22 protein-coding genes and 3 pseudogenes are annotated in these 21,983 nt (G+C 61.3%); 13 read left to right on the forward strand and 12 right to left on the reverse strand.

Annotated elements, in window-relative coordinates:
* Nucleotides 1-109: 109 nt before the first annotated feature.
* A complete protein-coding gene (locus tag BM160_RS02375; protein WP_091999829.1) occupies nucleotides 110-598 on the forward strand; it encodes a tellurite resistance TerB family protein in 489 nt (162 codons plus the stop codon).
* Between the two features lie 168 nt (nucleotides 599-766).
* Here BM160_RS02375 and BM160_RS02380 read toward each other — a convergent pair.
* The 5 genes and pseudogenes from BM160_RS02380 to BM160_RS02400 form a co-directional block, all read right to left on the reverse strand.
* Nucleotides 767-1,198 (reverse strand): annotated as a pseudogene (locus BM160_RS02380) (SOS response-associated peptidase); the annotation flags it as partial.
* Between the two features lie 70 nt (nucleotides 1,199-1,268).
* A complete protein-coding gene (locus BM160_RS02385) occupies nucleotides 1,269-2,399 on the reverse strand; it encodes a hypothetical protein (RefSeq protein WP_091999835.1) in 1,131 nt (376 codons plus the stop codon).
* A gap of 98 nt (nucleotides 2,400-2,497) precedes the next feature.
* Nucleotides 2,498-3,403, reverse strand: a complete 906-nt coding sequence (locus BM160_RS02390; RefSeq protein WP_091999837.1) for a restriction endonuclease — start codon at nucleotides 3,401-3,403, stop codon at nucleotides 2,498-2,500.
* Nucleotides 3,404-3,608: 205 nt separating this feature from the next.
* Nucleotides 3,609-4,334: an SOS response-associated peptidase gene (locus BM160_RS02395; RefSeq protein ID WP_091999842.1), complete on the reverse strand. Its 726-nt coding sequence runs from the start codon at nucleotides 4,332-4,334 to the stop codon at nucleotides 3,609-3,611.
* Nucleotides 4,335-4,385: 51 nt separating this feature from the next.
* Entirely contained in the window at nucleotides 4,386-5,540 is a 1,155-nt protein-coding gene (locus BM160_RS02400) for a zinc-binding dehydrogenase (RefSeq protein WP_091999846.1), read from the reverse strand.
* A gap of 587 nt (nucleotides 5,541-6,127) precedes the next feature.
* Here BM160_RS02400 and BM160_RS02405 point away from each other — a divergent pair.
* The 3 genes from BM160_RS02405 (at nucleotide 6,128) to BM160_RS02415 (ending at nucleotide 8,944) form a co-directional block, all read left to right on the forward strand.
* On the forward strand, nucleotides 6,128-7,159 hold the full coding sequence (locus BM160_RS02405) for an FUSC family protein (RefSeq protein ID WP_255368577.1): 1,032 nt from the start codon (nucleotides 6,128-6,130) through the stop codon (nucleotides 7,157-7,159).
* A gap of 89 nt (nucleotides 7,160-7,248) precedes the next feature.
* Nucleotides 7,249-8,151, forward strand: a complete 903-nt coding sequence (locus tag BM160_RS02410) for a peptidoglycan DD-metalloendopeptidase family protein (protein WP_091999853.1) — start codon at nucleotides 7,249-7,251, stop codon at nucleotides 8,149-8,151.
* Nucleotides 8,152-8,416: 265 nt separating this feature from the next.
* Nucleotides 8,417-8,944, forward strand: coding sequence for a hypothetical protein (locus BM160_RS02415; RefSeq protein ID WP_091999856.1), 528 nt, complete (start codon nucleotides 8,417-8,419; stop codon nucleotides 8,942-8,944).
* Between the two features lie 133 nt (nucleotides 8,945-9,077).
* Here BM160_RS02415 and BM160_RS02420 read toward each other — a convergent pair whose 3' ends face one another.
* The 3 genes from BM160_RS02420 to BM160_RS02430 are packed head-to-tail and all read right to left on the reverse strand — an operon-like array spanning nucleotide 9,078 to nucleotide 10,410.
* Nucleotides 9,078-9,431, reverse strand: coding sequence for an ArsR/SmtB family transcription factor (locus BM160_RS02420; protein WP_091999859.1), 354 nt, complete (start codon nucleotides 9,429-9,431; stop codon nucleotides 9,078-9,080).
* A complete protein-coding gene (locus BM160_RS02425) occupies nucleotides 9,406-9,882 on the reverse strand; it encodes an SRPBCC family protein (protein ID WP_091999862.1) in 477 nt (158 codons plus the stop codon). Before BM160_RS02425 ends, BM160_RS02420 begins: the two co-directional genes overlap by 26 nt.
* Before the next feature lie 57 nt (nucleotides 9,883-9,939).
* A complete protein-coding gene (locus BM160_RS02430; RefSeq protein ID WP_091999867.1) occupies nucleotides 9,940-10,410 on the reverse strand; it encodes an SRPBCC family protein in 471 nt (156 codons plus the stop codon).
* 238 nt (nucleotides 10,411-10,648) lie between these two features.
* On the opposite strand from BM160_RS02430, the gene BM160_RS02435 reads away from it, so the two are divergent.
* From BM160_RS02435 to BM160_RS02445, 3 genes are all read left to right on the forward strand, one after another.
* Nucleotides 10,649-11,269: a mechanosensitive ion channel domain-containing protein gene (locus BM160_RS02435; protein WP_091999870.1), complete on the forward strand. Its 621-nt coding sequence runs from the start codon at nucleotides 10,649-10,651 to the stop codon at nucleotides 11,267-11,269.
* Between the two features lie 102 nt (nucleotides 11,270-11,371).
* Nucleotides 11,372-11,980, forward strand: a complete 609-nt coding sequence (locus tag BM160_RS02440; RefSeq protein ID WP_091999873.1) for a DUF938 domain-containing protein — start codon at nucleotides 11,372-11,374, stop codon at nucleotides 11,978-11,980.
* Between the two features lie 107 nt (nucleotides 11,981-12,087).
* Nucleotides 12,088-13,473, forward strand: coding sequence for a TAXI family TRAP transporter solute-binding subunit (locus BM160_RS02445; protein ID WP_091999878.1), 1,386 nt, complete (start codon nucleotides 12,088-12,090; stop codon nucleotides 13,471-13,473).
* 14 nt (nucleotides 13,474-13,487) lie between these two features.
* Here BM160_RS02445 and BM160_RS02450 read toward each other — a convergent pair.
* Nucleotides 13,488-14,911: pseudogene (locus tag BM160_RS02450) on the reverse strand (flavin monoamine oxidase family protein).
* Here BM160_RS02450 and BM160_RS02460 point away from each other — a divergent pair.
* A complete protein-coding gene (locus BM160_RS02460; RefSeq protein ID WP_091999884.1) occupies nucleotides 14,910-15,482 on the forward strand; it encodes a pseudouridine synthase in 573 nt (190 codons plus the stop codon). The pseudogene BM160_RS02450 and the gene BM160_RS02460 overlap by 2 nt on opposite strands.
* 19 nt (nucleotides 15,483-15,501) lie before the next feature.
* On the opposite strand, the gene BM160_RS02465 is transcribed toward BM160_RS02460, so the two are convergent.
* Complete coding sequence (locus BM160_RS02465) at nucleotides 15,502-16,065, reverse strand: DUF2242 domain-containing protein (RefSeq protein WP_091999887.1); 564 nt, start codon at nucleotides 16,063-16,065, stop codon at nucleotides 15,502-15,504.
* A gap of 272 nt (nucleotides 16,066-16,337) precedes the next feature.
* On the opposite strand from BM160_RS02465, the gene BM160_RS02470 reads away from it, so the two are divergent.
* Both BM160_RS02470 and BM160_RS02475 read left to right on the forward strand, forming a co-directional pair.
* On the forward strand, nucleotides 16,338-17,408 hold the full coding sequence (locus BM160_RS02470) for an SPFH and helix-turn-helix domain-containing protein (RefSeq protein ID WP_091999890.1): 1,071 nt from the start codon (nucleotides 16,338-16,340) through the stop codon (nucleotides 17,406-17,408).
* 49 nt (nucleotides 17,409-17,457) lie between these two features.
* Nucleotides 17,458-18,585: a Trm112 family protein gene (locus BM160_RS02475; protein WP_091999894.1), complete on the forward strand. Its 1,128-nt coding sequence runs from the start codon at nucleotides 17,458-17,460 to the stop codon at nucleotides 18,583-18,585.
* A 102-nt stretch (nucleotides 18,586-18,687) separates the two neighbouring features.
* Here the strand turns inward: BM160_RS02475 and BM160_RS02480 are convergent, their stop codons facing one another.
* Both BM160_RS02480 and BM160_RS02485 read right to left on the reverse strand, forming a co-directional pair.
* Entirely contained in the window at nucleotides 18,688-19,176 is a 489-nt protein-coding gene (locus BM160_RS02480; protein ID WP_091999897.1) for a DUF2798 domain-containing protein, read from the reverse strand.
* Between the two features lie 165 nt (nucleotides 19,177-19,341).
* Nucleotides 19,342-19,746, reverse strand: a complete 405-nt coding sequence (locus BM160_RS02485; RefSeq protein WP_091999900.1) for a hypothetical protein — start codon at nucleotides 19,744-19,746, stop codon at nucleotides 19,342-19,344.
* 555 nt (nucleotides 19,747-20,301) lie between these two features.
* Between BM160_RS02485 and trxC the strand changes: the two genes are divergently transcribed.
* The 3 genes and pseudogenes from trxC to BM160_RS22085 all read left to right on the forward strand — a co-directional run.
* Entirely contained in the window at nucleotides 20,302-20,739 is a 438-nt protein-coding gene (gene trxC / locus BM160_RS02490) for a thioredoxin TrxC (protein WP_091999903.1), read from the forward strand.
* Between the two features lie 415 nt (nucleotides 20,740-21,154).
* Nucleotides 21,155-21,325, forward strand: a complete 171-nt coding sequence (locus BM160_RS02495) for a transposase (RefSeq protein ID WP_177218886.1) — start codon at nucleotides 21,155-21,157, stop codon at nucleotides 21,323-21,325.
* 136 nt (nucleotides 21,326-21,461) lie between these two features.
* Nucleotides 21,462-21,950: pseudogene (locus tag BM160_RS22085) on the forward strand (IS1595 family transposase); the annotation flags it as partial.
* Between the last annotated feature and the right edge of the window lie 33 nt (nucleotides 21,951-21,983).

Below are 21,983 nucleotides of genomic sequence, written 5' to 3' on the forward strand. Positions count from 1 at the left end.
ACGGCGACATACCAGGGGCTCCGGGCGAGCTGAAGACGCTTGGGCTTTCGCGGGAACCAATGCCTCACACGCTGCTCCATCTACCCCTATTCACTGACGGAAACAAAGCATGCTGCATGCCCTCAAGGAGCTTTTTGAAAGCCTGCTGGCCCCGGCCGGCAGCCAGTCGCCACAGGAGTGCGAGCAAACGCTGCAACTGGCCACGGCGGTGCTGCTGACGGAGGTGATGCGGGTGGACGGCAACTCGGACGCCGCGCAGCAAGCCGCCATCACGGCGGCGCTGCGCGAGCGGTTCACCCTGCCCGAAGACGCGCTGGAGCAATTGGTGGAGCGGGCCCGGCAGGCGGCCAAAACGGCCAACGACTACTACCAGTTCACCAGCAGCATGAACGAGCAGTTCACGCAGGCGCAGAAGATAGCGGTGGTGGAAGCCATGTGGCGGGTGGCTTACGCCGACGCCCATCTTGACGAGAACGAAATCAGCCTGATCGGCAAAATTGCCAACCTGCTCTACGTGACTCAGGGCGAATACATAGCCGCCAAGATGCGGGCCAAGGAAGCGGCGCAGCTTGAAAAAGGCGTGCCGTTTTCAAGCTGATCGAACCTCAGCAGCTCATATCGCCCTGAGGAACGAAATCTCAAGCCAAATCGGCCTCTAGCCCAATACTGATTAGCGCTACCAGCTATTAAAATGATAGCTTCTTTCGGGACTAGCCACCAATGGAACCGCGATCAAGCCAGCTGCTTTTTGAGCAACCCGAATCGCCTATTGGCGGCCGTTCTCAACCGGATTAGCCGTCAGCCAATTCGCCGGATAGGCCCGCATGAACTCTTTGGCCTTCTCCGGGCGGGCGTTCAGCCAGGCGTCGTAAGCGCCCTCGTTCAAGATCGCCAGCATGCGTTTTTCGTTGCCGGGCTGCTGGTAGCGGCTCATTAGCGCGTGGCTGTTGGCATTCACCGTGAGCAGGGCGTAACTGATGATGACTTCGCCGTCGACCCCGGTCCAGCTTTCCCACAGGCCGGCCACGCCCAGGGGCACGCCGTCGACCCGGGCAATACGGGTGGGCACGGCCTTGCGGCTGCGCCAGTCGTCTTCCATAAAGGCTTGCATGGGCACAATGCAGCGCTGGCCGGCCAGCCAGGCATCGCGAAAGTTGCTGGAGGTGGTGACGGTTTCCGAGCGGGCATTGACCAGTTTGGGGGTATCGGGATCAGATTCCAATTAACACCCCAACAAAGCCAAGCTGAAGCGTCCAGTCCGTATCCACTTATTTATTACGATTGGAACAACGAGACGCGTTCACCCTGACGCTCTGAGCAGTTTTCCTATTCACGATTTGCACATCTTTACCCGGTATCGTTAACCTGAGCCTATTCAGATCACTGTCAATTGATTTCTGTTCAACACCGATTTCGATCAACCAACGCTCTCCAACGTTTGACAGCACTACAGCCACGACCTCATTCCAGTCGTCCGACGCACAGCTCACCACCTTTGTAGCGCCAGCGCTCTTCATCGCGCTACCGATGAGCTCACAAGTTTTATTGGGCACATAAAGATTCTGCGGATGATCACCACGTACGCCTACGTGCGTCGCTATCAACGCAGGGAAAAAAGATGGTTGAACGAAGATCAATGGCAGAAGAATGTATGCAATGAACATACAAAACAGCGCAATCATGGCTGTGGCAAGCGCGGGAAGCCTTGTAGCCATTGCAGCATTTGCCATGATCGCGAGAACCCATAATCCCAACAGAATCACGAACCCGCTGAGCCATGAGAGGTCGAACAAAGGAAGTAAAGGACTGAGTGCCAGAAAAGGAGCTAGTCCAAACACTCCGACGCTGACTGCGGTTCCGAGTCTAGCCCTTAAAGGCTTTTTATCCTTCTTATTACAAAGGACAGCCACAAATGAACTGCCGCCTGTAATCAATAGCAACGGCGCAAGAATTATAAAAAATAAAGAGCTAGGTTTGCAATTGAGATAATCACTGAGAAGAATCCAAGAAAATAGTACGCCTACCCCACCGAGTTGCAGGAGGGTCAATGTAAGGTCGGTAAAGACTTTGCTGGGCTCAGCAGCAACACCCCTGTCGCCAGACACATACTCCCGATAAATGATGGCTGGCCCTGCAAAACCTAGCGCGGCAAAAACAAGCACACCTATTGCGCAAGCCAGTGTGGCCACACCCAAGCTAACTACTACGGAAAACTCTGACGGGAAATGTTCAATAGACCGGAAATATAAGAAAAGAAGAACGACGCCCAAAAAGGTTCCTATCGCTGTCAAGCTCAGCCATGGAATTTCGCGAAATGACTCAAATACGCGAGCGATCCAATGCGGCCACAACGATTTAACGGGTCGCACGACGATTTTCTTGCCATAGATTTTTGGCATCTCCCCTCCCTGTTTGTTCCTCAGTCCATTCTAGGAATCTTTGAACGGTAATCGAGGGGGAATTGGGGTCAGATTCCAATGAGCCCAATGGGGTTTGCTTATTCAAAAAATTCCTCATCAATCTTCTTGATGTGAATAGTCTCTTCCACCCTGCACCCAATATCAAAACGGATCATCAGCCGGGTAAGTTGATGGCCATCGATCAACACAATGCGCTTGCTAAGCAGGTCAGCTGTCTCTTTGGCCGCTGGCGAAAAAGAAGACGTGGTGACGAAGAGACCTTTGCTAGCCTTGAATCGGTCAAGAGAACCGAAAAAATCACGTATTTCACCAGACGACACTTTACTGTCGGTGTAGCGCTTGGCCTGCACGTAGATGCGGTCAAGGCCCAGTGCGTCCTGGTCGATCACGCCGTCCACGCCTCCGTCACCGCTTTTGCCTAAAGCCTTGCCCGCTTCAATGGCTGAGCCGCCGTAGCCCATCGCGATCAGCAGCTGCACCACCAGTCGCTCAAAAAAGTCGGGCGGCGCAGCAAGGATTTTCGACAGCAATTCCGAACTCAACGAATCGTGCAGTTCACCATATGCAGAGCGAATGATTTCGTCGGGCGTCAAGTCTTTCAGATTGACGATTTCGGGTTGGGGTGTGGCGGACGACTGGCCGTTGGCTTCCCTGAACTCTTTGAACTCGGGGAAGGACTCAAGAAACTTGATGTTGATGATGGGCGGAGGGGAAGCCAATACGGTCTTGCCGCGTGTGCTGATCTCGAAATGCCCTCGTTTAGTTAGCGTAATCAATCCCGCTTTGCCAAGATAGCTCTTGGCCCAGTTAACGCGGTTGGCAAACGTGGTTTGCTTGCCCGAGGGCAGTAATTCAGAAAGCTCTTCTTCGGACAGCGCCAGTTGCTTGCCCAGGTGCGTCACCACGTCGGAAATTTTCACCTCACCAGCAGCCGAGGCCTTGAGGACGGGAAGCATCAGTGTTTGGAAATCTGGAATAGCCATAACTGGTTTTTGTGTGAGCCTACAAATGGGTGTTCGCAGGATTGTTTAATAAGTGGGATGCAGGCAAGCATAAACGGGGAGTTCGGGGTCAGATTCCAATTAAATCTCGATCAACCAAGTTGCTTTTTGAGGTGACAAAACTACCCGCGCAGCATGGGCGATAACCTAGCGGGTCACGTGACCCCCCGCTGGCAGCCTCAAGCGCTTATTGGCGACTGTTCTCAACCGGATTAGCCGTCAGCCAATTCGCCGGATAAGCCCGCATGAACTCCTTGGCCTTCTCCGGGCGGGCGTTCAGCCAAGCGTCGTAAGCGCCCTCGTTCAGGATCGCCAGCATGCGTTTTTCGTTGCCGGGCTGCTGGTAGCGGCTCATCAGGGCGTGGCTGTTGGCATTCACCGTGAGCAGGGTGTAGCTGACGATGACCTCGCCGTCGGCCCCGGTCCAGCTTTCCCACAAGCCGGCCACGCCCAGGGGCACGCCGTCGACCCGGGCAATACGGGTGGGCACGGCCTTGCGGCTGCGCCAGTCGTCTTCCATAAAGGCTTGCATGGGCACGATGCAGCGCTGGCCGGCCAGCCAGGCATCGCGGAAGTTGCTGGAGGTTGTCACGGTTTCCGAGCGGGCATTGACCAGCTTGGTCGAACGCAGCTTGGCGTCGGATACCGACTTGCACCAGCGCGGCACCAGGCCAAATTGCCCGGCCACCAGCTCACGGGGTGGCAGCTCACGCGGGGGTTTGTCGGCGTCTGCGGCATCTGCGGGCTGTTCGGCCTGTTCGACCGCTTCGGTTTCCACGGCTTTGCCCGCGCGTATGAAAACGCCCGGCTGGCGCGGCCAGACGTCGCGCCCCACGGCTACGGCGGGGGCGGCCACACGGAAGGCATCGGTATAAAGCGTGGCGGTTTTAAGGCTCTCGTATTGGGTACTCATGCGGCGATGCTATCGCAGTGCCGCGTGAGCTGATCTTTTATCGGCGGTGCATTAAGCGCCGGCGGCCTTGTTCGGGTTGATCAGGTACTTGGCGCCTGTCGTGCGCTGGCCGTAGGCGGCGATGGCTTCGGGCTGCAGGGCCTCGGCCAGCGAAACCTCCTGGGTGTAGTGGCTGGCAAAGGTGGTTTTCAGCTCCGCCGCCACGCGTTGCCGCATGGCCTGCGCGGCCTCTTCGCCGATGCGCTCGAGAAACAGAAACAACAGCCAGCCGCCCATACCCCAGCTGAAGCCGAAGTTCCTGGCGAACTCGGTCGGGCCGGTGTCCAGGCCGCCGTAGATGTAGACCTGCTTGTGCGTGGTCGAGCCATAGCGGCTGTAGGCAGCGGTGGCGCTGCGGCTCAGCGCGGCCTCCATGCAAGTCAAGATTTGCCCGGCCAGCTTGCCGCCACCCGTGGCGTCAAAGGCGATGGTGGCGCCGGTTTGCGCCAGCGCCTCGGTCAGGTCTTGCATGAAGGTGGGGGTCGAGCTGTCGCAGACATGCTGGGCGCCCATGCTTTTGAGCAGCGCCGCCTGCGCGGGCTTGCGCACGATGTTCACCAGGCCTATGCCGTCTTTCAGGCAGAGTTTGTTGAGCATCTGGCCGAGATTGGACGCTGCCGCCGTGTGCACCAGCGCCTTGTGGCCTTCGCGCCGCATGGTTTCCACCATGCCCAGCGCGGTCAGCGGGTTAACGAAGCAGGATGCCCCCTCGGCCGGCGTCGTGCCTTCGGGCAAGACCAGGCACTGCGCGGCCTTGACGCAGCGGTATTGCGAATACATGGCCCCGCCCAGCACGGCCACGGTTTTTCCCAGCAGCGCCTGCGCGGCGGCGGACGAGCCCGCGGCCACCACCACGCCGGCGCCTTCATTGCCCACGGGCATCGACTGGCCCAGCCGACCGGCCATGCTTGGCATGCGCCCCTCGGGAATGCCGGCGCTGACGACCGGGCTGGCCGGCGTGCCCGACACACTGAGCGTGGCCAGGTCGGCCGCGCCGAAGAGCAAGGCAAAGTCAGACGGGTTGATGGGCGTGGCTTCGATGCGGATCACCACTTCGTCGGGCGCCGGCGCCGGGGTTTCGACGCTGAGCAGAGAAATTTCAAGCTCGCCGCTGGCCTTGACCAGGGAGCGAAGTTGAAGGCCGGTGTGGCTTGGGGTGGTAGTCATGGTGGCATCCTGTAGTAGTGATTCATGCTGACGTGCGGCGACATGCCATCATAGGCAATGCGGTCGAGGGTGAAGCCAGCTCATCCGACATTGCGGGTGGCCGCAGCGTGTTGCGCCAGGGCGAGCGTACAGCAACGCAATCAAACCCAATCCGCTACTATTTGTATAGCTGCTAGCGCTTACGCATCAAGCGCTACAGCCTCGTTCATCATAAATTTTCGCCTGGAACCGGTTAGCCTACGGCGCTTGGCCGCGATGGGCCGCCCGGCCAAGTGCCAACAGACAAACCCATGCTTAACCCCACACGGCACTACCCCATGCCCGCTCCCGACTTCAGCCCCGCCGCCGGCTTGAGATGAAGCGCCCATCCGTCACCGTGGCGGGCTAAGATGAACATTTCACAAAAGCCGTTCGTTTCAACGACGAAGCCTTGCGGCCAAGCCTGTCGGATGGCCTACCTGTGCCGAAAAATGGCAAAACCGTAACTAGCACCGTTCCTGAGCGGGCCAGAGAACATGACACCCATGACACCCACCAGCAGATGGGCTGAACTTAAAAGATTCGTGCTCGAAGAGTTGCGTCTTCTGATGACGATCAAACCCAGCGACCGGCTGTGGCAGATGCCCTTCGCCGCCGCGCTGGCGACGGGCCTGCCGCTGCTGGTCGGCGCGTATTTTGATCACATGAATTACGGACTGGTTTCGTCGCTAGGCGGGCTGGCGTTTTTATATCTGCCCACCACGCCCATGTCGCACCGCATGGTGACCCTGATGGCCTGTGCATTTGCCATGACCGCCTGCTACACGCTGGGGCTGATAAGCCACTTTTTCCCGCTGCTGATGATGCCGATGCTGGTCTTCATCGCCATACTGACCACGATGGTCTGCCGGTTTTACGCCGTGGGGCCGCCGGGCAGCCTGTTCTTCATCATGGCAGCGGCGATCGGGGCGTATTCGCCGTTGGAGGTTTTGCAGGTGCCGCTCATGGTCGGACTGATCGCCATGGGAACCCTGCTGGCGTGCCTGATCGCGTTTTTCTACAGCATTTACACCCTGCGTTTTCGGGCGCCGCAGCCGGCCCTGCCCTTGCCGCCGGCCAGCTTTGATTTCGTGGTTTTCGACTCGGTCGTCATCGGTGTCTTCGTGGGCATCTCGCTGGCCCTGGCGCAGGCACTGCAATTGCAAAAAGCCTACTGGGTGCCGGTGAGTTGCCTGGCCGTCATTCAGGGCGTGTCGGTGCGCGCGGTATGGAGCAAGCAACTGCACCGTGTGGTCGGCACCGGCATCGGCCTGCTGGTGGCCTGGGCACTGTTGCTGCTGCCGCTGGACAAATGGACGATTTCGCTGATGCTCATGCTGCTGACGCTCGTGATCGAGACGGCGATAGTGCGGCACTACGCCTTTGCCGCCATCTTCATCACGCCCCTGACGATCCTGCTGGTCGAAGCCGCCACACTGGGGCAGGCAGCGCTGGGGCCGCTGATGCAGGCGAGATTTTTCGATACCGTGCTGGGCTGCCTGGTCGGACTGACCGGCGGCATCTGCCTGCATAGCGTGCGCTTTCGGGATGTGGTGGGCGGCCAGATGCGGCGCCTGATTCCCTCGCGCTTTGTGCGGTGAATGAATTCGTTATTACTTGTCTAGCTGCCAACGCTTATGCAAAGCGGCGCACGCATCGCACGTCGTCCTTCCTTTTTTCCTCAAACGCCATGCCCACGCCCTGCCCCCCCATCGCTCACCCTGAACTTAATCGCCGCTCCGCCCTGCTGGGCGCCATGGGCCTGCTGGTGCTGCCCGCGTCACGCCTTGCCGCAGCCGCCACGCCACAGTCCGCTGCTGTCTGGCCAAACGCCTTGCAGGTTCCCGGCGGCATCGCCCGCTTGTCGCTTGGCCCGGCGGCAACGCGGCCGGTGGCGCATGTGCGGCAGGGTGATGCGGATGTGCCCCTGCTGGTGCTGGGCGATACGAGCGGATGGACAGTACTGCTCGGTATTGCGCTGGCCGCCGCGCCCGGCGAGGCCAGCATTGCGGTGCAGACCGAGGGCGGCGGCCAGCGCCAGCTTGCCTACACGGTGGCGCCCAAGCGCTACAGCGAGCAGCGCCTGAAGGTGTCGCCCAAAACCGTGGACCTGTCGCCCGAAGACAACGCACGCTACGAACGCGAGCGCGACCACCAGGCGACGGTGATGGCCACCTTCAGCGAACCTTTGCCACTGGCCTCGGCCTTGCGCATGCCCGTTCCGGTGCCGGGGCGGCGTTCCAGCTCGTTCGGGCTGCGGCGCGTGTTCAATGGGCAGGCGCGCAATCCGCACAGCGGGATGGACATTGCCGCCGCCACCGGCACGCCCATCACGGCACCACTGCCGGGTCGGGTGATAGACACCGGCGACTATTTTTTCAACGGCAACACGGTGTGGCTGGACCACGGCGGCGGGCTGCTCACCATGTACTGCCACCTGAGCGCGATAGCCGTGAAGCCTGGCGATAGGCTGAAAACCGGCGAGCGCCTGGGTGCCGTGGGCGCCACCGGGCGGGTGACCGGGCCTCACCTGCATTGGGGCGTGATGCTGAACCGCAGCATGGTGGACCCGGCGCTGTTTCTGGCCGTTTGAGGCAGGCGCAAAAGCGGACAAAAAACGGGCGGGGATCGTCAAGCGTGGCCATGGTTTGCGGTCTGCCGCCGGGAAGTTACAAGCAAAAATGACATCCAGCCCAATGAATACGGGCGCAGGAAGCTACTAGAAACATAGCAATTTTTCCTACCCTGCCCGGCTGCGGCTTGTTTCTGGATAAGCCTCTCTAGCCCATTAGGTCGCGCTCACTAGGGAAAACCCTCAACATGGTGGGTCCTCTCCAGCTTCAACCCAAGGAAACCCCATGAGCGCCAAAAACCTGTCCACCCTTGCCAGCGACCTGATCGCGTCTTATGGCAATACCGCCCAAAACGTGATTGATGCCTACCGCGCCGGCGGCGAGCGCGTGGTCAGCCTGCTGGAGCAGCGCTGGAACCGTGCGCTGCAGGAGTCGCGCACGCAGTTAACGGCCGAAACGGTCAAAAACGCTTCGGCGGCGCAGCTGGCCTTCAGCGCCTACTACGTCAAGGGTTTGAGCCTGAGCAGCGAAGGCGCGCAGCAAGTCGTCAAGCAGTTGCGCAAGGTGGCCGAGGCCGGCGTGGAGCGCGCCGCGGCCAACGCGGCCCTGTTTGAAGAAAAAACCGGCGTGACCGCCCTGCAGACGCTGGCCCAAGCCAGCGCGCCAGGCGCCTTGGCGCTGAGCAAGCTGGCCGCTCAGATCGAGCAAAAGAGCGCTGATCTGGCCAGCAAGATCGCCGGCGACGATGTGACAACGGTCAGGGCCAAACGCCCATCGGCTTTCAGCCAGCGCCGCGCCGCCAAGGCGGCTTGAACCTTCTTCAAGAAAAAAGTGCTTGCAGCCCAGGTAGCACGGGCGCAAGCAGCTATCAAAGCAATAGCGCTATAAACCAGCAAGCCGGCACCCCGCCGGCTTTGCTCTTTCTCCACGCGCCACGTCCGACTTCCTAGCCCTCCAGCGAAGCCTTCAAGCGGCCCAGTGCCGTCTCCCACTGCTGGCCAATCACTTCCAGCGACTTGCGGGCTTCTTCCATCTGCGCCGGGTCAAACTGCCAGAGCCGCTCGCGGCCCAGCTTCAGGTCTGTCACCAGGCCCGCATCGGCCAGCACCTGCAAATGCTTGGTCACGGCCTGGCGGGTGAGCTCGGTGTTGGCCGTCAGTTGCGCAATGGAAAACGCGCCGCCCGCGCACAGCACGGCGATCAGCTGCAGGCGCGTCTTGTCGCCCAGCGCGAAGAAGACCGACGCCAGGTCGGCCCGGGGCGCTCCGGCTTTATCAGCTCGTGGCTTGGTTGGTGACATATCGGGCGATGTTGTTGATCTGTTGCGTCCAGCCGCTGCTGTTGCCGCGGAAGGCCTCCATGCGGCGAGCTGGCGGCACTTTGTCAAAGCCGGTTTCCACCACTGTCAGCAGCGTGCCGTCGGCGGCGTCCTTGAGGGTAAAGGTCACCAGGGTGCGCTCTTCTTGCGAATAGTCGACGGCCGGGTCTATCGCATGCGGGTGCCAGCGGTAGCTCATCAAGGTCTCGGGCTCGACGCGTTCTATCACCACGTCAAACACCACATGTTCAAAGCCCTTGATGGTGATGGGCCCCTGCACGCGCTGGCCGGGGACAAATGTCTTGCCGGTGAGATTGGCGCCAAACCATTTGCCGTAGGCCTCGGCGTTGGAGAGCGCGCCCCACACCTTGGTGCGCGGGGCCAAGATGTGGATGCTGCTTTCGATGCGATCGGTGCTGCTTGTGGTGCTCATGAGGGGTCTCCTGGGGGTGAATGTTAGCGGTGTGCGTGCGGCATGTCGCGGCTGTGCTCAGGCAGAGCAGCAGCTCGCTGCTGCGGGGAGATGCGGCCTGCCCTGCCCGGTTTCGACCAGGCTTTGCAGGCTGCCGAGATAAAGATTCCAGCCGCGCTCGCAGACCGCAAAGCATTCAAGCGCCGGTGTGAGGCCGGCATGTTCGAAGTCCAGCCGGGTTTTGCCGCCGGGCTGCGGCGTGAGCTTGAAAACGATGTCGGTACCTACCCATTCGTCCTTGCGGGTGAAGGCGTCGACATTGATCAGGGCCCGCACGCAATGCCAGCGCACTTCATGCCCGGGCAGCAGGCTTTTAATCTGCATGACCTTGTAGTGCTCGCCAAAGCGGAAGGTGGACTGTCCGCCCACGGCAGCGGCAATGTCGCAGGTCTGCGTCCACCAGTTGCGCAGGCCTTCGGGTGTGCTCAGGGCCTGGTAGACGACGGCGGGCGGGGCAGACAGCAGGATTTGGCGTTGGTAGTGCTTCATGAAAATCTCCTTGAAGAATAAACAAGCAACCAATTTGTTGCGTGTTTATTCTGCGCCGGAAAAACCCAATGAGCAACTATTTTGTTGCGCTTGAATAATGCCCATCAGCACTCGGTTATGGTGGGGCCAGTGCACACAGCAAAACGCGTGACGGCAACAATGGCCCTCACACTAGAATCTGCGGCCCGACGCCCCCCTCCCACCTCACGCTTTCCAGCCCCCAACAGACCATACCCACATGCGCCGCTCCCTCATCACTTACCTGCCCGAATGGACTCGCGACTGGCTTGAAATCATTGTTCCTGGCGTGCAAATCCTGCTAATCCTGTTGGCCGCCTGGATTCTGCAATACCTGCTGCGTCGCCTGGTGAACCGCGTCGGGCGGCATTACCAGCTGCCGCTGGAGCTCACCATGCCGCTCAGGGGCATGCTGCGCTGGACCATCATGACCGCGGCGCTGATGCTGGTGCTGGAGCGCGTGGGCGTGTCGGCCACCGTGTTGTGGACCGCTTTCACCGGCTTTGCCACTGTCGGTGCGGTGGCCTTTTTTGCCGCCTGGAGCGTGCTGTCCAATCTGTTTTGCGCCTTTCTGATCTTCTCCGTGCGGCCGTTTCGCATAGGCGACACCATAGAAGTGCTGGACACCGCCGAAAAGCCCGGCGCCCGGGGCCGCGTGGTGGACATCAACCTGCTCTACACCTCGCTTGAAGACAGCGACAGCGCCAACGCGGGCACGCTGCTGCAGATTCCCAATGCGCTGATCTTTCAGCGCGTGGTGCGGCGCTGGAAAGGCGGGCAGCCGCTGCCCCTGCCGGCCGAGCCGCAGACACCCGCCGCCAACGACAGCCAGGCGCCCTGAGCGAGCGCGTAAACACTATCAAAACAATAGCTTCTTGCGCATATTTCACGCGGGCTAGAAGCCTATTTGGCTCATGAAATCTCGTCGCCTTAAACTTGCCGCATGACCCAAGCCGACTTCAGCCCCGCCGCCGAGCGCAACAAGCAACCCATTCGCGACGTGCTGCAGCTGCTGCTGCCAGAGCGCGGCAAGGCGCTGGAGATTGCCTCCGGCACCGGCCAGCATGTGGCCTGGTTCGCCGCCGGCCTGCCGGACTGGAGCTGGCAGCCCAGTGATGCCGGGCCGGACGGGCTGGGCAGCATTGCGGCCTGGGCGCAGCAACTGGGCTTGAGCAATGTACGCCCGCCCCTGCTGCTGGACGTGATGGCAGAGCACTGGCTGCCCGATGACACCCTCTTTGACGTCATCTATTGCGCCAACATGCTGCACATCTCGCCCTGGGCCACCTGCGCCGCGTTGATGCGCGGCAGCGCCCGCCACCTGGCGCCGGGCGGCATGCTCATCACCTACGGCCCTTACCTGGAAGACGAAGTGCCCACCTCGGCGGGCAACCTGGTGTTTGACCAAAGCCTGCGCGCGCAAAACCCGGCCTGGGGCATTCGCCGCCGCGAAGACGTGGAACTGGAAGCCGCCCAAGCCGGCCTGCGGCTCTCGGCCCGCCACGCCATGCCGGCCAACAATCTCTTGCTGGTGTGGACGCGGGCGGCCTGAGGCCACGGCCTCACCTGCAACGTCATTTGCTACATAATTAGTAGCAGTCTGCGCAGATCTGTATTGCGCTACAAGCCTATTTGACCAACAACAATGGATCAAGCGCCATGCTCCTCATCCCCAGCCTGACCCGCAAGCACACCCTGCTGCTCACCGTGCTGATCGTTGCCGGGCTGGCGGTGGCTCTGTCACTGCTGTCACGCTCCATCAGCCCGGCGCCGCCGCGCACGGCGGAGATGACCACAGGCGCGGTCGAAGGGGCGGTGCACCAGTTTGCGCTGAAGTACCAGAGCTACCTCAAGGCCAACGGGGTGAGCCTTAAGCTCCTGCCCTCGACCGGCGCGGTGCAAAACCTGGAGCGGCTCCATGCCGGCACCGCCATCGGCTTCATGCAAAGCGGGCTGGGCCAGCTGACGCTGGAGCCGGCCGATGACTATGCCGAAACGCCGCTGCGCTCATTGGGCGTGATGGGCTATGAACCGGTCTGGATCTTCACCCAGGCTGCGCTGGCCGGGCCGCTGGGCAAAGGGCTGGGGCCGCTGGCCGGCAAGAAAGTGGCGATTGGCCCCAAGGGCAGCGGCACGCGCAAGGTGGCGCTGGAGGTGCTGCAAAACTACGGCGTGACGGCGGCCAATGCCACGCTCACGCCGGACAGCGGTCTGGCAGCCGCCAAGGCGCTGATGGCGAAAGAGCTGGATGCGCTGGTCTTGATTGGCGCGCCGCAAACGCCGGCCGTGCAACTGCTGCTGGCCCAGCCCAGCGTGCAACTGGTGTCGCTGACCCATGCCGAAGGGCTGACGCGGCGCCTGCCCTATCTCTCGCGCGTCACGCTGCCGGCCGGCTCGGTCGATCCGGCGCAAGACCTGCCGCACGACGACATCACACTGCTCACGACCACCGCCAACCTGGTGGTGCAGCACGACCTGCACCCGGCGCTGGCCTACCTGCTGCTGGAAGCCGCGCATGAGATTCACCGGGGCGGCACGCTGCTGAACAAACCGGACGAGTTTCCCCGCCAGCTTGGCACGGACTACCCGCTGGCCGACGAGGCGGCGCGTTATTACAAGGACGGTAGGCCGTTTTTGCAGCGCTACCTGCCCTATTGGGCGGCCAATGCGCTGCAGCGCCTCTTGCTGGTGCTGGTGCCGCTGGTGGCGATTGCGGTGCCGCTGTTCCGAGTGCTGCCCTTCCTCTTCGAGTTCCGCGAAAAGAGCCGGCTTTATCGCCGCTACGGCGCGCTGCTGGAGATGGAGCGCGACATCCAGGCGCGCCAGCTCAGCGCCGACGAGATTGCCCAGGCCAGGGTGAAGCTAGACCAGATCGAGCTCGATGTGAGCCACATGAAGTTTTCGCTGGATTTTTCAGACCGGGTCTACACGCTGCGCCAGCATGTGGACTATGTGCGCCGGCAATTGCAGGCCCATGGCGGCGAATGGCCCACCGATACGGCCCACCCGGCATCACCGGGCAAGCCGCCGCATCTGGGCGCCTGAGCCGGCCCCTAGGCTCAAGCGTTGCGGAGCATGGTGTCAATACGTTCCGCGGTTCTTATGCCCGTGAGGTAGGCGCCACCACAGGTCTGGGCCAAGTCAACGGCCGTCGCTTCTCCCGCGAAGTGGATGCGGTCGGTGCCAGCGCTCGCCAAGGTCTTTCTCGCATCACCGCCGCCGGTGCGCAGATAGGCGTAGCCACCATTGAACAAGGCGTTCGCCGACCAGTCAGTCCTTAAGCTGGCTGTCAGCTTCCTGCCTCCAAGGGTTCCCAGGCAGTCCTTCAACTGAGACATCACCTCGTTTTCGGCATCCCGAGCGGGCAGGCTTGAGAGCTGCTGGCCATACGCGCCACCGGCCAGTGCGATGACCAGATGGGAGCCGAAGGGATTGACCAAAAACGCGAGCGCTTTCTCCGGCTGAAATTGTTTCCCTGCGCTGAGCCAGTCGCCAGGCGCGAATCCCTGCAGCGGTCCATCGAACTCCATCACGACCTTGTTGAAATGCCCCATGGGCAAGGCATCCAGCGCTGCCAGGGCGGCATTCTCCAAGCCTGGCTTGAACCGAATGGCTTCGGCGCGAAGCACGCCCGTCGACACCGTCACGATGCAGTGTTGTGCCCTGATGTCTCCACCGGATGTAAGGAGCTTGACGCCGCCAGACAGTTGTTCAATCTCCGAAACGCGCGAGTTCAATGCAAGCCCTATCCTGGGAGAAAGGGACTCGACAATGCGCCCCATACCCTCCTGGACCAGCCAGTTTGGTGATGTTGAGCCTTGCTCAAAGACCCCCAGAGCAGAGGTGTTCTCTGCAGCGCCGCCGGTATCCAGCTCGGCAACGGTTCGAACGGCCATGTGTGCGGCCCAGTCGGACGGATCTGTGAGCAGGGATGCCATCGAGCTATCGCCAGGGCCTACGTTGGCCAGCCGTCGTTCGAGCGCTTGGTAAGCCTTGTCCAGGGCGTCAAGTTCCGCCTGGCTGGCGCGGGTACGCCCCTGAACATGACGTGCTTTGCAGCTTGCTCGTGGTCGACGAGCGTGAAGTTCAGAGCGCGCGCAAGAGGGGTTAGCGGATTCCGATCCGCTTGGTGCAGCCAGGCGCAGCCGAGGTCTACCGGAACGGAAAACGATGCCCCGTCCGTCCATGCGCGGCCTCCGACTCGCCCCGAAGCCTCAATGACGACAACGCTGCGCCCCAGACCCTGAAGTTTCCTGGCGGCTGCCAGACCGGCTACACCTGCTCCGACTATGGCCACATCAAACTGGTTTGGCATAAATTTCTTTCTTGATTGGCGCCACTCTTGTGCCGGTCGCGCGACCGTAGACGCTTGTGCCGTGGCGACCGGCCCCCGGCGCCCTTCTGCCGTGGCAGCCAGGCGAGAGTTCGGCTTAAAGCTTACTTGATCGCGTTGTTGGCAGCCGGTGTTATCCTCCCCCGCCATGCATCCCGCCGCCGGCCCCGCCAAAGTTTCCCGCCTGATTCTCTTCAACAAGCCCTATGGTGTGCTCAGCCAGTTCACCCCCGAAGGGCGCTGGCGCGGACTGAAGGATTTCATAGAAATTCCCGGCGTTTATGTAGCCGGCCGGCTCGATGCCGACAGCGAGGGCCTGCTGCTGCTGACCAATGACGGCCAGCTGCAGGCCCGCATTGCCGACCCGCGCTTCAAGCTGGAAAAAACCTATTGGGTTCAGGTCGAAGGCCAGCCCGATGAGGCGGCGCTGCAAGCCTTGCGAGCGGGCGTGCAGCTCAATGACGGCCCGACCCGCCCGGCTCGCGCCGAGCTGATGGCGCCGCCGCCGGCCTTATGGGAGCGCGACCCACCGGTGCGCTTTCGCCAGGCCATCCCCACCACCTGGATAGAACTTGGCATACGCGAAGGCCGCAACCGCCAGGTGCGGCGCATGACGGCGGCGGTGGGTTTTCCCACCCTGCGCCTGATACGCGCTGCCGTCGGCCCTTACACGCTAAACGGCCTGGCGCCGGGAAGCTGGCGTGACAGCGATATTCAGTAGCGGGCTTGACGCGGTCTGTTCAAGGTAGGTCCTCATCCACCACCAGGTATTTGTCCACCAGGTCAAAAAAACTGTCATAAAACGTGGCTGAGGTGATGGTGACGCTGCCCACCTTGACCATGGACTCGCTGCCCGACATGAAGGGCAGGGAAACCGAGCCGATGGCGCCCACGCCCAGGCTGGCCGAGTTGTTGCTCTTTTTCAGCGTGTAGCTGTCTTGCAGGGCGGTGACAAAACCCAGGCTGACCTTGCCGTCTGAGCTGTCCGGTGCGCAGACCACCCGTATCGCCATCTGCAGATGCGACTCGGCCTCTGGCTGAAAGCTTTTTTGCCCCTCCACCAGCTCGGCCCTGGCGATGTCGACGATATAGCCCTGGCTCAGCAGAGCGCGCCTGGCGGCCTCGCAGGTTTGCGCCGGGGTGGCGTCGAACAGGCGGGAAAAAGTGGTGGTGGAGCCGAATTTCTCCTGCAGGGGAAAGGACTTGACGCCGGTGCCGCAGCCGGCCAGCAGCCCCGACAGGCACAGCAGGCCCAGGCCTGCCGCGCGCCACAGCGCCTGGGCTAGCGGGGCGTCACGACGCATTCTGGACAGATTCAAACCGGGCACTCCTTGGGGCATCAAGCATCGCATTTTTCGCTGTATTTCTCGCTTCACCGGGCAACGCACCCCAATGACAGGGCTGGCGCGACCGGCACACCCGATTTTAGGGTGGCGGCGCACAGCACAAGCACCTTATAACCCCACGCCGCCCTGCGGCTACAGGCCGGGTCATCAGCCTGACTTCTTACACAGTGCTGGCTGATAATGGGCGGGCCCGATTCAGCCCCTCGCCCACCACGCTAAAAGGATGCGACATGAGCCTGCTCAACATCATCAAGAAACAACTGATAGAGGTCATCGAATGGACCGATGACTCGCGCGACACGCTGTCTTACCGCTGGCCGGATGAGGACAAGGAAATCAAGAACGGCGCGCAGCTGATCGTGCGCGAATCGCAGCAGGTGCAGTTTGTGGCCGCCGGCCAGTACGCCGACCTGTTCAACCCCGGCAAGCACACGCTGAGCACCGAAAACATCCCGGTGCTGTCGACCATTCTGGGCTGGAAATACGGTTTTCAGTCGCCCTTCAAGTGCGACGTCTACTACCTCAACACCCGCTTGTTCACGGGCAATAAATGGGGCACGGCCAACCCGGTCATGATGCGCGACCGCGACTTTGGCGTGGTGCGCCTGCGGGCCTTTGGCACTTACGACTTTCGCATTGTCGAAGCACCCAAATTCCTGCGCGAAGTGGCCGGCACCGACCAGAACTTTCGCCTTGACGAGTTTGCCGACACCATGCGTTCGCGCATCGTCAGCGTCTTCACCGAAGCGCTGGCGCGCGCCGGCGTACCGGCGCTGGACGTGGCGCAGCGCTACTCGGAGCTGGGCGACGCCCTCTTGCCCATCATCAACCCGGCCATGCGCGAGAAGTACGGCCTGGAGATCACCAGCTTTTTGCTGGAAAACGTCTCTGTGCCGCCGGAGGTGGAGCAGGCCATAGACAAGCGCTCCAGCATGAGCGTGATCGGCAACCTCAACGACTATGTGAAGTACCAGATGGGCGTGGCCATGGGCCAGGGCGGCGAAGCCGGCGCGGCCGCCACCATGCCGGCGCAGATGGCCATGGGTTTTGGCATGGCGCAGGAAATGGTGCGCAATATGCAGGCCGGCGCGCCTGCCGCTGCTGCGCCCACCGCTGTCGCTGGCAGCGCACCGGCCGCAACCGGCCTGGACGTGTTGACGCCGGAGCAGGCGGCTCAGCTGCTGGGGGTGTCAGTCGAGGACGTGATGGCCTCCATCACCGCCGGCGACCTGAAGGCGCGCAAGATTGGCAGCGCCTGGCGCATTGTCAAGAGCGCGCTGGAAGAATTTTTGCGTGGCTAAAACAGTCCTGCCCCGCCACCCTCCCCAGCACTGACAGCGACCCCCAACGATGACGGCTACCCTCAGCCCCGCGACCGTGGGCAAACACCCCTGCCCCGAATGCGGCGGCGACCTGCAATGGAATGCGGCCAAGCAGGCACTGGTCTGCCCCTATTGCGGCACCGTCGTGCCCTGGGCCGAAAGCAAGGCCGGCCAGCCGGGCGGCGCCATGGTGGCCGAGCAGGACCTGCTGGAGGCACTGAAGAACCCGGCCAGCGGGCGCGGCTGGGGCGACGCCGCAGCGGGCCAGAAAAAGCGCGAGGTGCAGTGCCAGAGCTGTCATGCGATCTCGGTGTTTGTCGATGGCAAGGTGGCCAAGGTCTGCGACTTTTGCGGCTCGCCCTCCATCATCGAACACGAAAGCAGCAACGACGCCATCACGCCGCAAAGCCTGCTGCCCTTCAAGATCAGCGACGGGCAGATGCGGGAAAGCCTGCGCAAGTGGTATGGCTCACGCTGGTTTGCGCCCAACAAGCTCAAATCGGCCGCGCTCACCGACACGCTGAGCGGCGTCTACCTGCCCTACTGGACCTTTGACGCCCATGTCAGCGCGCAGTGGCAGGCCGATGCCGGCCACTATTACTACGAGAGCGAAAACTACCGCGACAACAACGGCACGGTGCAAACCCGTCAGGTGCAGCGCACGCGCTGGGAGCCCGCCGCCGGCAGCCTGAACCATTTTTTTGACGACGAACTGGTTCCCGGCACCACCGGCGTCCATGCGCCGCTGATGCGCAAGATAGAGCCCTTTCCCACGCTCACCGACCTCAAGCCCTATTCGCCCGAATTTGTGCGCGGCTGGACGGTGGAGCGCTACCAGATCGATCTGCACCAGGCCGCCAAAGTCAACCAGCAAGACATGGAGCAGCAGATGCGGGCGCTGTGCGCCCAGCAGGTGCCGGGCGATACCTATCGCGATCTGCAGGTCGGCGCACGCTACGAAGGCCGCAGCTTCAAACACATCCTGGTGCCGGTCTGGCTGGTCAGCTACACCTATGGCGCGCGCAACTTCCAGGTGGTGGCCAACGGCTACACCGGCGCGATTGCCGGCGAGCAACCCTATAGCTGGGTGAAGATCTTTTTCGCGGCGCTGCTCGTGCTGCTGTTGATTTTGATTGGCGTGGCCGCTTCGCGGTGAGCCGATAAAGCTGGTTGGCCTGCGGGTGAGGATTTGCCGCCGGCCCCGGATACGCAGGAACAGCCTGCCGAGCCGGCACGGTTCGTACTAACTATCACTGGCTTATGTTGAACGCTGCGCCCCTGCGCGCAGGCGTTCCAGTTTGGGCTTCATGTAGAAGACAAAAAACGAGGAAATCACCAAGCCGGCGGGAATGGACCGGCTGAATGCGAGCCACCATCCTAGAGCGAAAGAGCCGCCCGCCGAGCCATTGATCGCGGTTACGGCCAAGGCCAAAATGCTCTCGATAAAAACGGCGGTGACTATCACAACCACCAGCTTGCGCATCAGTACAGGCGCAGAGCTCAGTACCGCAGCCACAGCCCGGTCTATCACCCCCAGGCACGCCAAAATCACGGGCAATACCACGACGCTGGTCAGAAAGCTCCAGCCCCAACGGGACAGAAACTCGTCGCCGAATCCGACATTGGCCCAGCTCATGATGGCGCTGAGAATCAGGGCAATCGAAGGCAGGATCACCAGGTCAGGAAGAATGCGACGCAAGGCGCTAGAAGAGGACTGGGGCTTTGTACGGGTGTTGGCTTGGGTCATGAGGTGTGTGCCGGCTTACTGGCAACAAGAGAGAAAGGGCCATGATTTTCAATCTTTTGCCGTCTTGGGCGCATCCCGAAAAAAATGCCGTGCGCTGTTTCACTGGCATATTTCGCCGCTCACATTTTTTGGTGAACTGTGCACAAGTTCGCCGCAAGCCTGCGCTCAGAATCCTGCAAACAGGCCGCTCTCATCGACCAGTTCGAAAGCAATCTCCGGCCGTTTTTCCATGCTTTTCTTGATGGCGGCGGGAATCGCCTGCCGGGTCTTGCGGCAAAGGCCAGGTTGATCTAGCACCAGAATCACAATGCCCTTCAAGGTGCGAACTTCGTTGGGGCTCTGGCTGATGCTCAGCCGAATGCCCAGTTGCTGCACCATGCGCTCCTCGATCCGGCGCAACTCGCTCAGGCTGCCCAGGTTTTCCAGCCGCTCGATCAAGCGCTTTTCCTCTTCACGGGTCAGCTGAAGCACCCGCAAGTCGCCCTCGCTGGCCTGCAGCAGCGACTCCCGATCACAGACACAAGTGCCGGGCGGGCATTCGGTACGTATCGGAATGGAAAAAGGCTTCATGGACGGGCGTGGACCTTGAGTAGCATCAGCGCCCTATTCTAGGCAAGACAGGCTCGGCAGCCCAAACAGCCCGCTTGATCCTTTGATGGTTTGCCGGCCGAAAAATGCCTTGCCGGCAAAGTTATTCACTTATGCCCAGCGACTGTGAACCACCTTGTTGATAACTACTGGGACAAGCCGTAAAACCCGCGCCAGCATTGGGCTGGCAAGGAGCGCTTAAAGTTTAAGCAGGCGCATGAAATGGCTATTGAAAGACAAAAACCAAGCACAGATCGAACGCGATTCTCGAGTGAAAGCCACTTTTTTTCCGAAAAATCCGCTGCTCTCTAGCCCGTTTTGGCCGGCAACTTCAAGTGCCTGTGCAAAACATGGACTTACACCAACTTACTGTGGGTCACCTTGTGGATAAGCCCCTGAACAAGCCCAAAAAACGGCGCCAATACTGGCTTTCCAGACCATGCTTTAAATTTAATCAACAGGCAATAGATGGTCAACAAGGTTCGGCAAAACGGTCCACGGCTTGAAATACCAGCCCCAAGCTCAAGATAAAAGCCTATGACCGACCCACTCCACATCGTCTGCCCCCATTGCCACACCACCAACCGCGTGCGCGCCGACCAGCTCGCCAGCGAGCCGACTTGCGGCAGTTGCAAGAAAGCGCTTTTCGTGGGCCACTCGGCCGCACTTGATGAAGCCGCTTTTGACAAGCACCTTCAGCGCAATCAGATTCCGCTGCTGGTCGATTTCTGGGCGCCCTGGTGCGGCCCCTGCCGCCAGATGGCGCCGGCCTATGAACAGGCCGCCGCCCAGCTGGAGCCGCAGGTACGCCTGGCCAAGGTCGATACCGAAGCCGTGCCCAATCTGGGCGCGCGCTTCAACATTCGCAGCATTCCGACGCTGGCGCTGTTTGTGAACGGCCGCGAGGTGGCGCGCCAGGCCGGTGCCATGGGCGCGGCCGATATCGTGCGCTGGGTGCAGTCGCAGCTGCGCTGAGGGTTTTGGCGTGACGCTTTAAACGCTATTAATTCAATAGCTGTTGAGAGTCTATTTACGATCTATACGGGGTCGCGCAAGTGCCTTTTCGGGATGGGGTGCAAGGCGCGATGCTTGCCCTCCGGGTTGGGGTGAAATCGGGCGATTGAGCCCCAACGCGACCCCATAGAGATCGAAAACCAATGGGATGGACGCCCCCACCCTAAACGACATCAGCGTGCCAAAGTGGAGTCGTTGATTTCTCCACTTAAACCGAGCAGGAGCGTCCACCATGAAGACTACAACTATTCCTGATTAGCTACCTGTCTCAGACATCTTGATTTCTGAGCCCTGAGAATGATCTACACCGTCAGTGATGCAAGTCCATGAGGTGCCGCATGTCGATGAATGCCATTCAATTCCGGCGGGGCTGTCGATGCAAAAGTTTCACACGCGCTACGGTACAGAGCGGCAATGCGAGAGTGCCCTGTTTGCCGCCCGCTGGCACCACGGCTGGCAGTGCGCGCACTGCGGTTGCAAGCGTTTTTTTCTCACTCCCAACGGCCATGGCCGCCAGCTGTGGGAGTGCTTTATCTGCGGCTATTAGTGCTCCAGCATCGCAGGTACGGTGTTCGAGCACACCAAGCTGCCTTTCCTGGCCCTGTACCTGCTGACCCAGCACAAAGGCGGCATCAGCGCCTTGGCGCTCAAGCGCCAGTTGGGGGTATCCGTACAAAACGGCCTGGCTGGTCAAACACAAGCTGATGCAGACCATGCTGCTGCGCGAGGCCGCGCGGCGCCTGGACGAGCGCGTGGAGATAGACGATGCGTACCTGGGCGGCGAGCGCGCGGGCCACATCCATGGCGGGCGAGGCCCCTATGGCAAGTCAGCCTTTGTCGCCGCCGTGCAGACCTGGCCCGATGGGCGCCCCCGCTGGATGCGCCTGACGCCCATTGCCGGCTTTAGCAACGACACGCTGCAGGACTGGGCTCGCCAGAACCTGGCGCCCACGGCCCATGTGGTCTCCGACGGGTTGCGCGCCTTCGCCCAAGTGCTGCAGGCGGGCGCCACGCATGAGCACCATGTGCTGGAGGGCGGGCGCCAAGCCGCCAAGACACCCCAGCTGTGCTGGGTCAACACCATGCTGGGCAACCTCAAGACAGCCCAGGCAGGCATTTACCATTCCTTTGACCATGCCAAGTACGCCGCGCGCTACCTGGCTGAGTTTGCCTATCGCTTCTCAATCGCAGCTTTGATTTGGCGG

The organism is Polaromonas sp. OV174 (genome assembly GCF_900112285.1).
In the GTDB taxonomy this organism is placed as follows: domain Bacteria; phylum Pseudomonadota; class Gammaproteobacteria; order Burkholderiales; family Burkholderiaceae_C; genus Polaromonas.

What these genes read in the sequence shown, in the direction of transcription:
- BM160_RS02375 (WP_091999829.1), top strand. Translation starts at nt 110, where the DNA reads ATGCTGCATGCCCTCAAGGAGCTTTTTGAAAGCCTGCTGGCCCCGGCC.
- BM160_RS02385 (WP_091999835.1), bottom strand. Translation starts at nt 2,399, where the DNA reads ATGCCAAAAATCTATGGCAAGAAAATCGTCGTGCGACCCGTTAAATCG.
- BM160_RS02390 (WP_091999837.1), bottom strand. Translation starts at nt 3,403, where the DNA reads ATGGCTATTCCAGATTTCCAAACACTGATGCTTCCCGTCCTCAAGGCC.
- BM160_RS02395 (WP_091999842.1), bottom strand. Translation starts at nt 4,334, where the DNA reads ATGAGTACCCAATACGAGAGCCTTAAAACCGCCACGCTTTATACCGAT.
- BM160_RS02400 (WP_091999846.1), bottom strand. Translation starts at nt 5,540, where the DNA reads ATGACTACCACCCCAAGCCACACCGGCCTTCAACTTCGCTCCCTGGTC.
- BM160_RS02405 (WP_255368577.1), top strand. Translation starts at nt 6,128, where the DNA reads ATGACGATCAAACCCAGCGACCGGCTGTGGCAGATGCCCTTCGCCGCC.
- BM160_RS02410 (WP_091999853.1), top strand. Translation starts at nt 7,249, where the DNA reads ATGCCCACGCCCTGCCCCCCCATCGCTCACCCTGAACTTAATCGCCGC.
- BM160_RS02415 (WP_091999856.1), top strand. Translation starts at nt 8,417, where the DNA reads ATGAGCGCCAAAAACCTGTCCACCCTTGCCAGCGACCTGATCGCGTCT.
- BM160_RS02420 (WP_091999859.1), bottom strand. Translation starts at nt 9,431, where the DNA reads ATGTCACCAACCAAGCCACGAGCTGATAAAGCCGGAGCGCCCCGGGCC.
- BM160_RS02425 (WP_091999862.1), bottom strand. Translation starts at nt 9,882, where the DNA reads ATGAGCACCACAAGCAGCACCGATCGCATCGAAAGCAGCATCCACATC.
- BM160_RS02430 (WP_091999867.1), bottom strand. Translation starts at nt 10,410, where the DNA reads ATGAAGCACTACCAACGCCAAATCCTGCTGTCTGCCCCGCCCGCCGTC.
- BM160_RS02435 (WP_091999870.1), top strand. Translation starts at nt 10,649, where the DNA reads ATGCGCCGCTCCCTCATCACTTACCTGCCCGAATGGACTCGCGACTGG.
- BM160_RS02440 (WP_091999873.1), top strand. Translation starts at nt 11,372, where the DNA reads ATGACCCAAGCCGACTTCAGCCCCGCCGCCGAGCGCAACAAGCAACCC.
- BM160_RS02445 (WP_091999878.1), top strand. Translation starts at nt 12,088, where the DNA reads ATGCTCCTCATCCCCAGCCTGACCCGCAAGCACACCCTGCTGCTCACC.
- BM160_RS02460 (WP_091999884.1), top strand. Translation starts at nt 14,910, where the DNA reads ATGCATCCCGCCGCCGGCCCCGCCAAAGTTTCCCGCCTGATTCTCTTC.
- BM160_RS02465 (WP_091999887.1), bottom strand. Translation starts at nt 16,065, where the DNA reads ATGCGTCGTGACGCCCCGCTAGCCCAGGCGCTGTGGCGCGCGGCAGGC.
- BM160_RS02470 (WP_091999890.1), top strand. Translation starts at nt 16,338, where the DNA reads ATGAGCCTGCTCAACATCATCAAGAAACAACTGATAGAGGTCATCGAA.
- BM160_RS02475 (WP_091999894.1), top strand. Translation starts at nt 17,458, where the DNA reads ATGACGGCTACCCTCAGCCCCGCGACCGTGGGCAAACACCCCTGCCCC.
- BM160_RS02480 (WP_091999897.1), bottom strand. Translation starts at nt 19,176, where the DNA reads ATGACCCAAGCCAACACCCGTACAAAGCCCCAGTCCTCTTCTAGCGCC.
- BM160_RS02485 (WP_091999900.1), bottom strand. Translation starts at nt 19,746, where the DNA reads ATGAAGCCTTTTTCCATTCCGATACGTACCGAATGCCCGCCCGGCACT.
- trxC (WP_091999903.1), top strand. Translation starts at nt 20,302, where the DNA reads ATGACCGACCCACTCCACATCGTCTGCCCCCATTGCCACACCACCAAC.
- BM160_RS02495 (WP_177218886.1), top strand. Translation starts at nt 21,155, where the DNA reads ATGCAAAAGTTTCACACGCGCTACGGTACAGAGCGGCAATGCGAGAGT.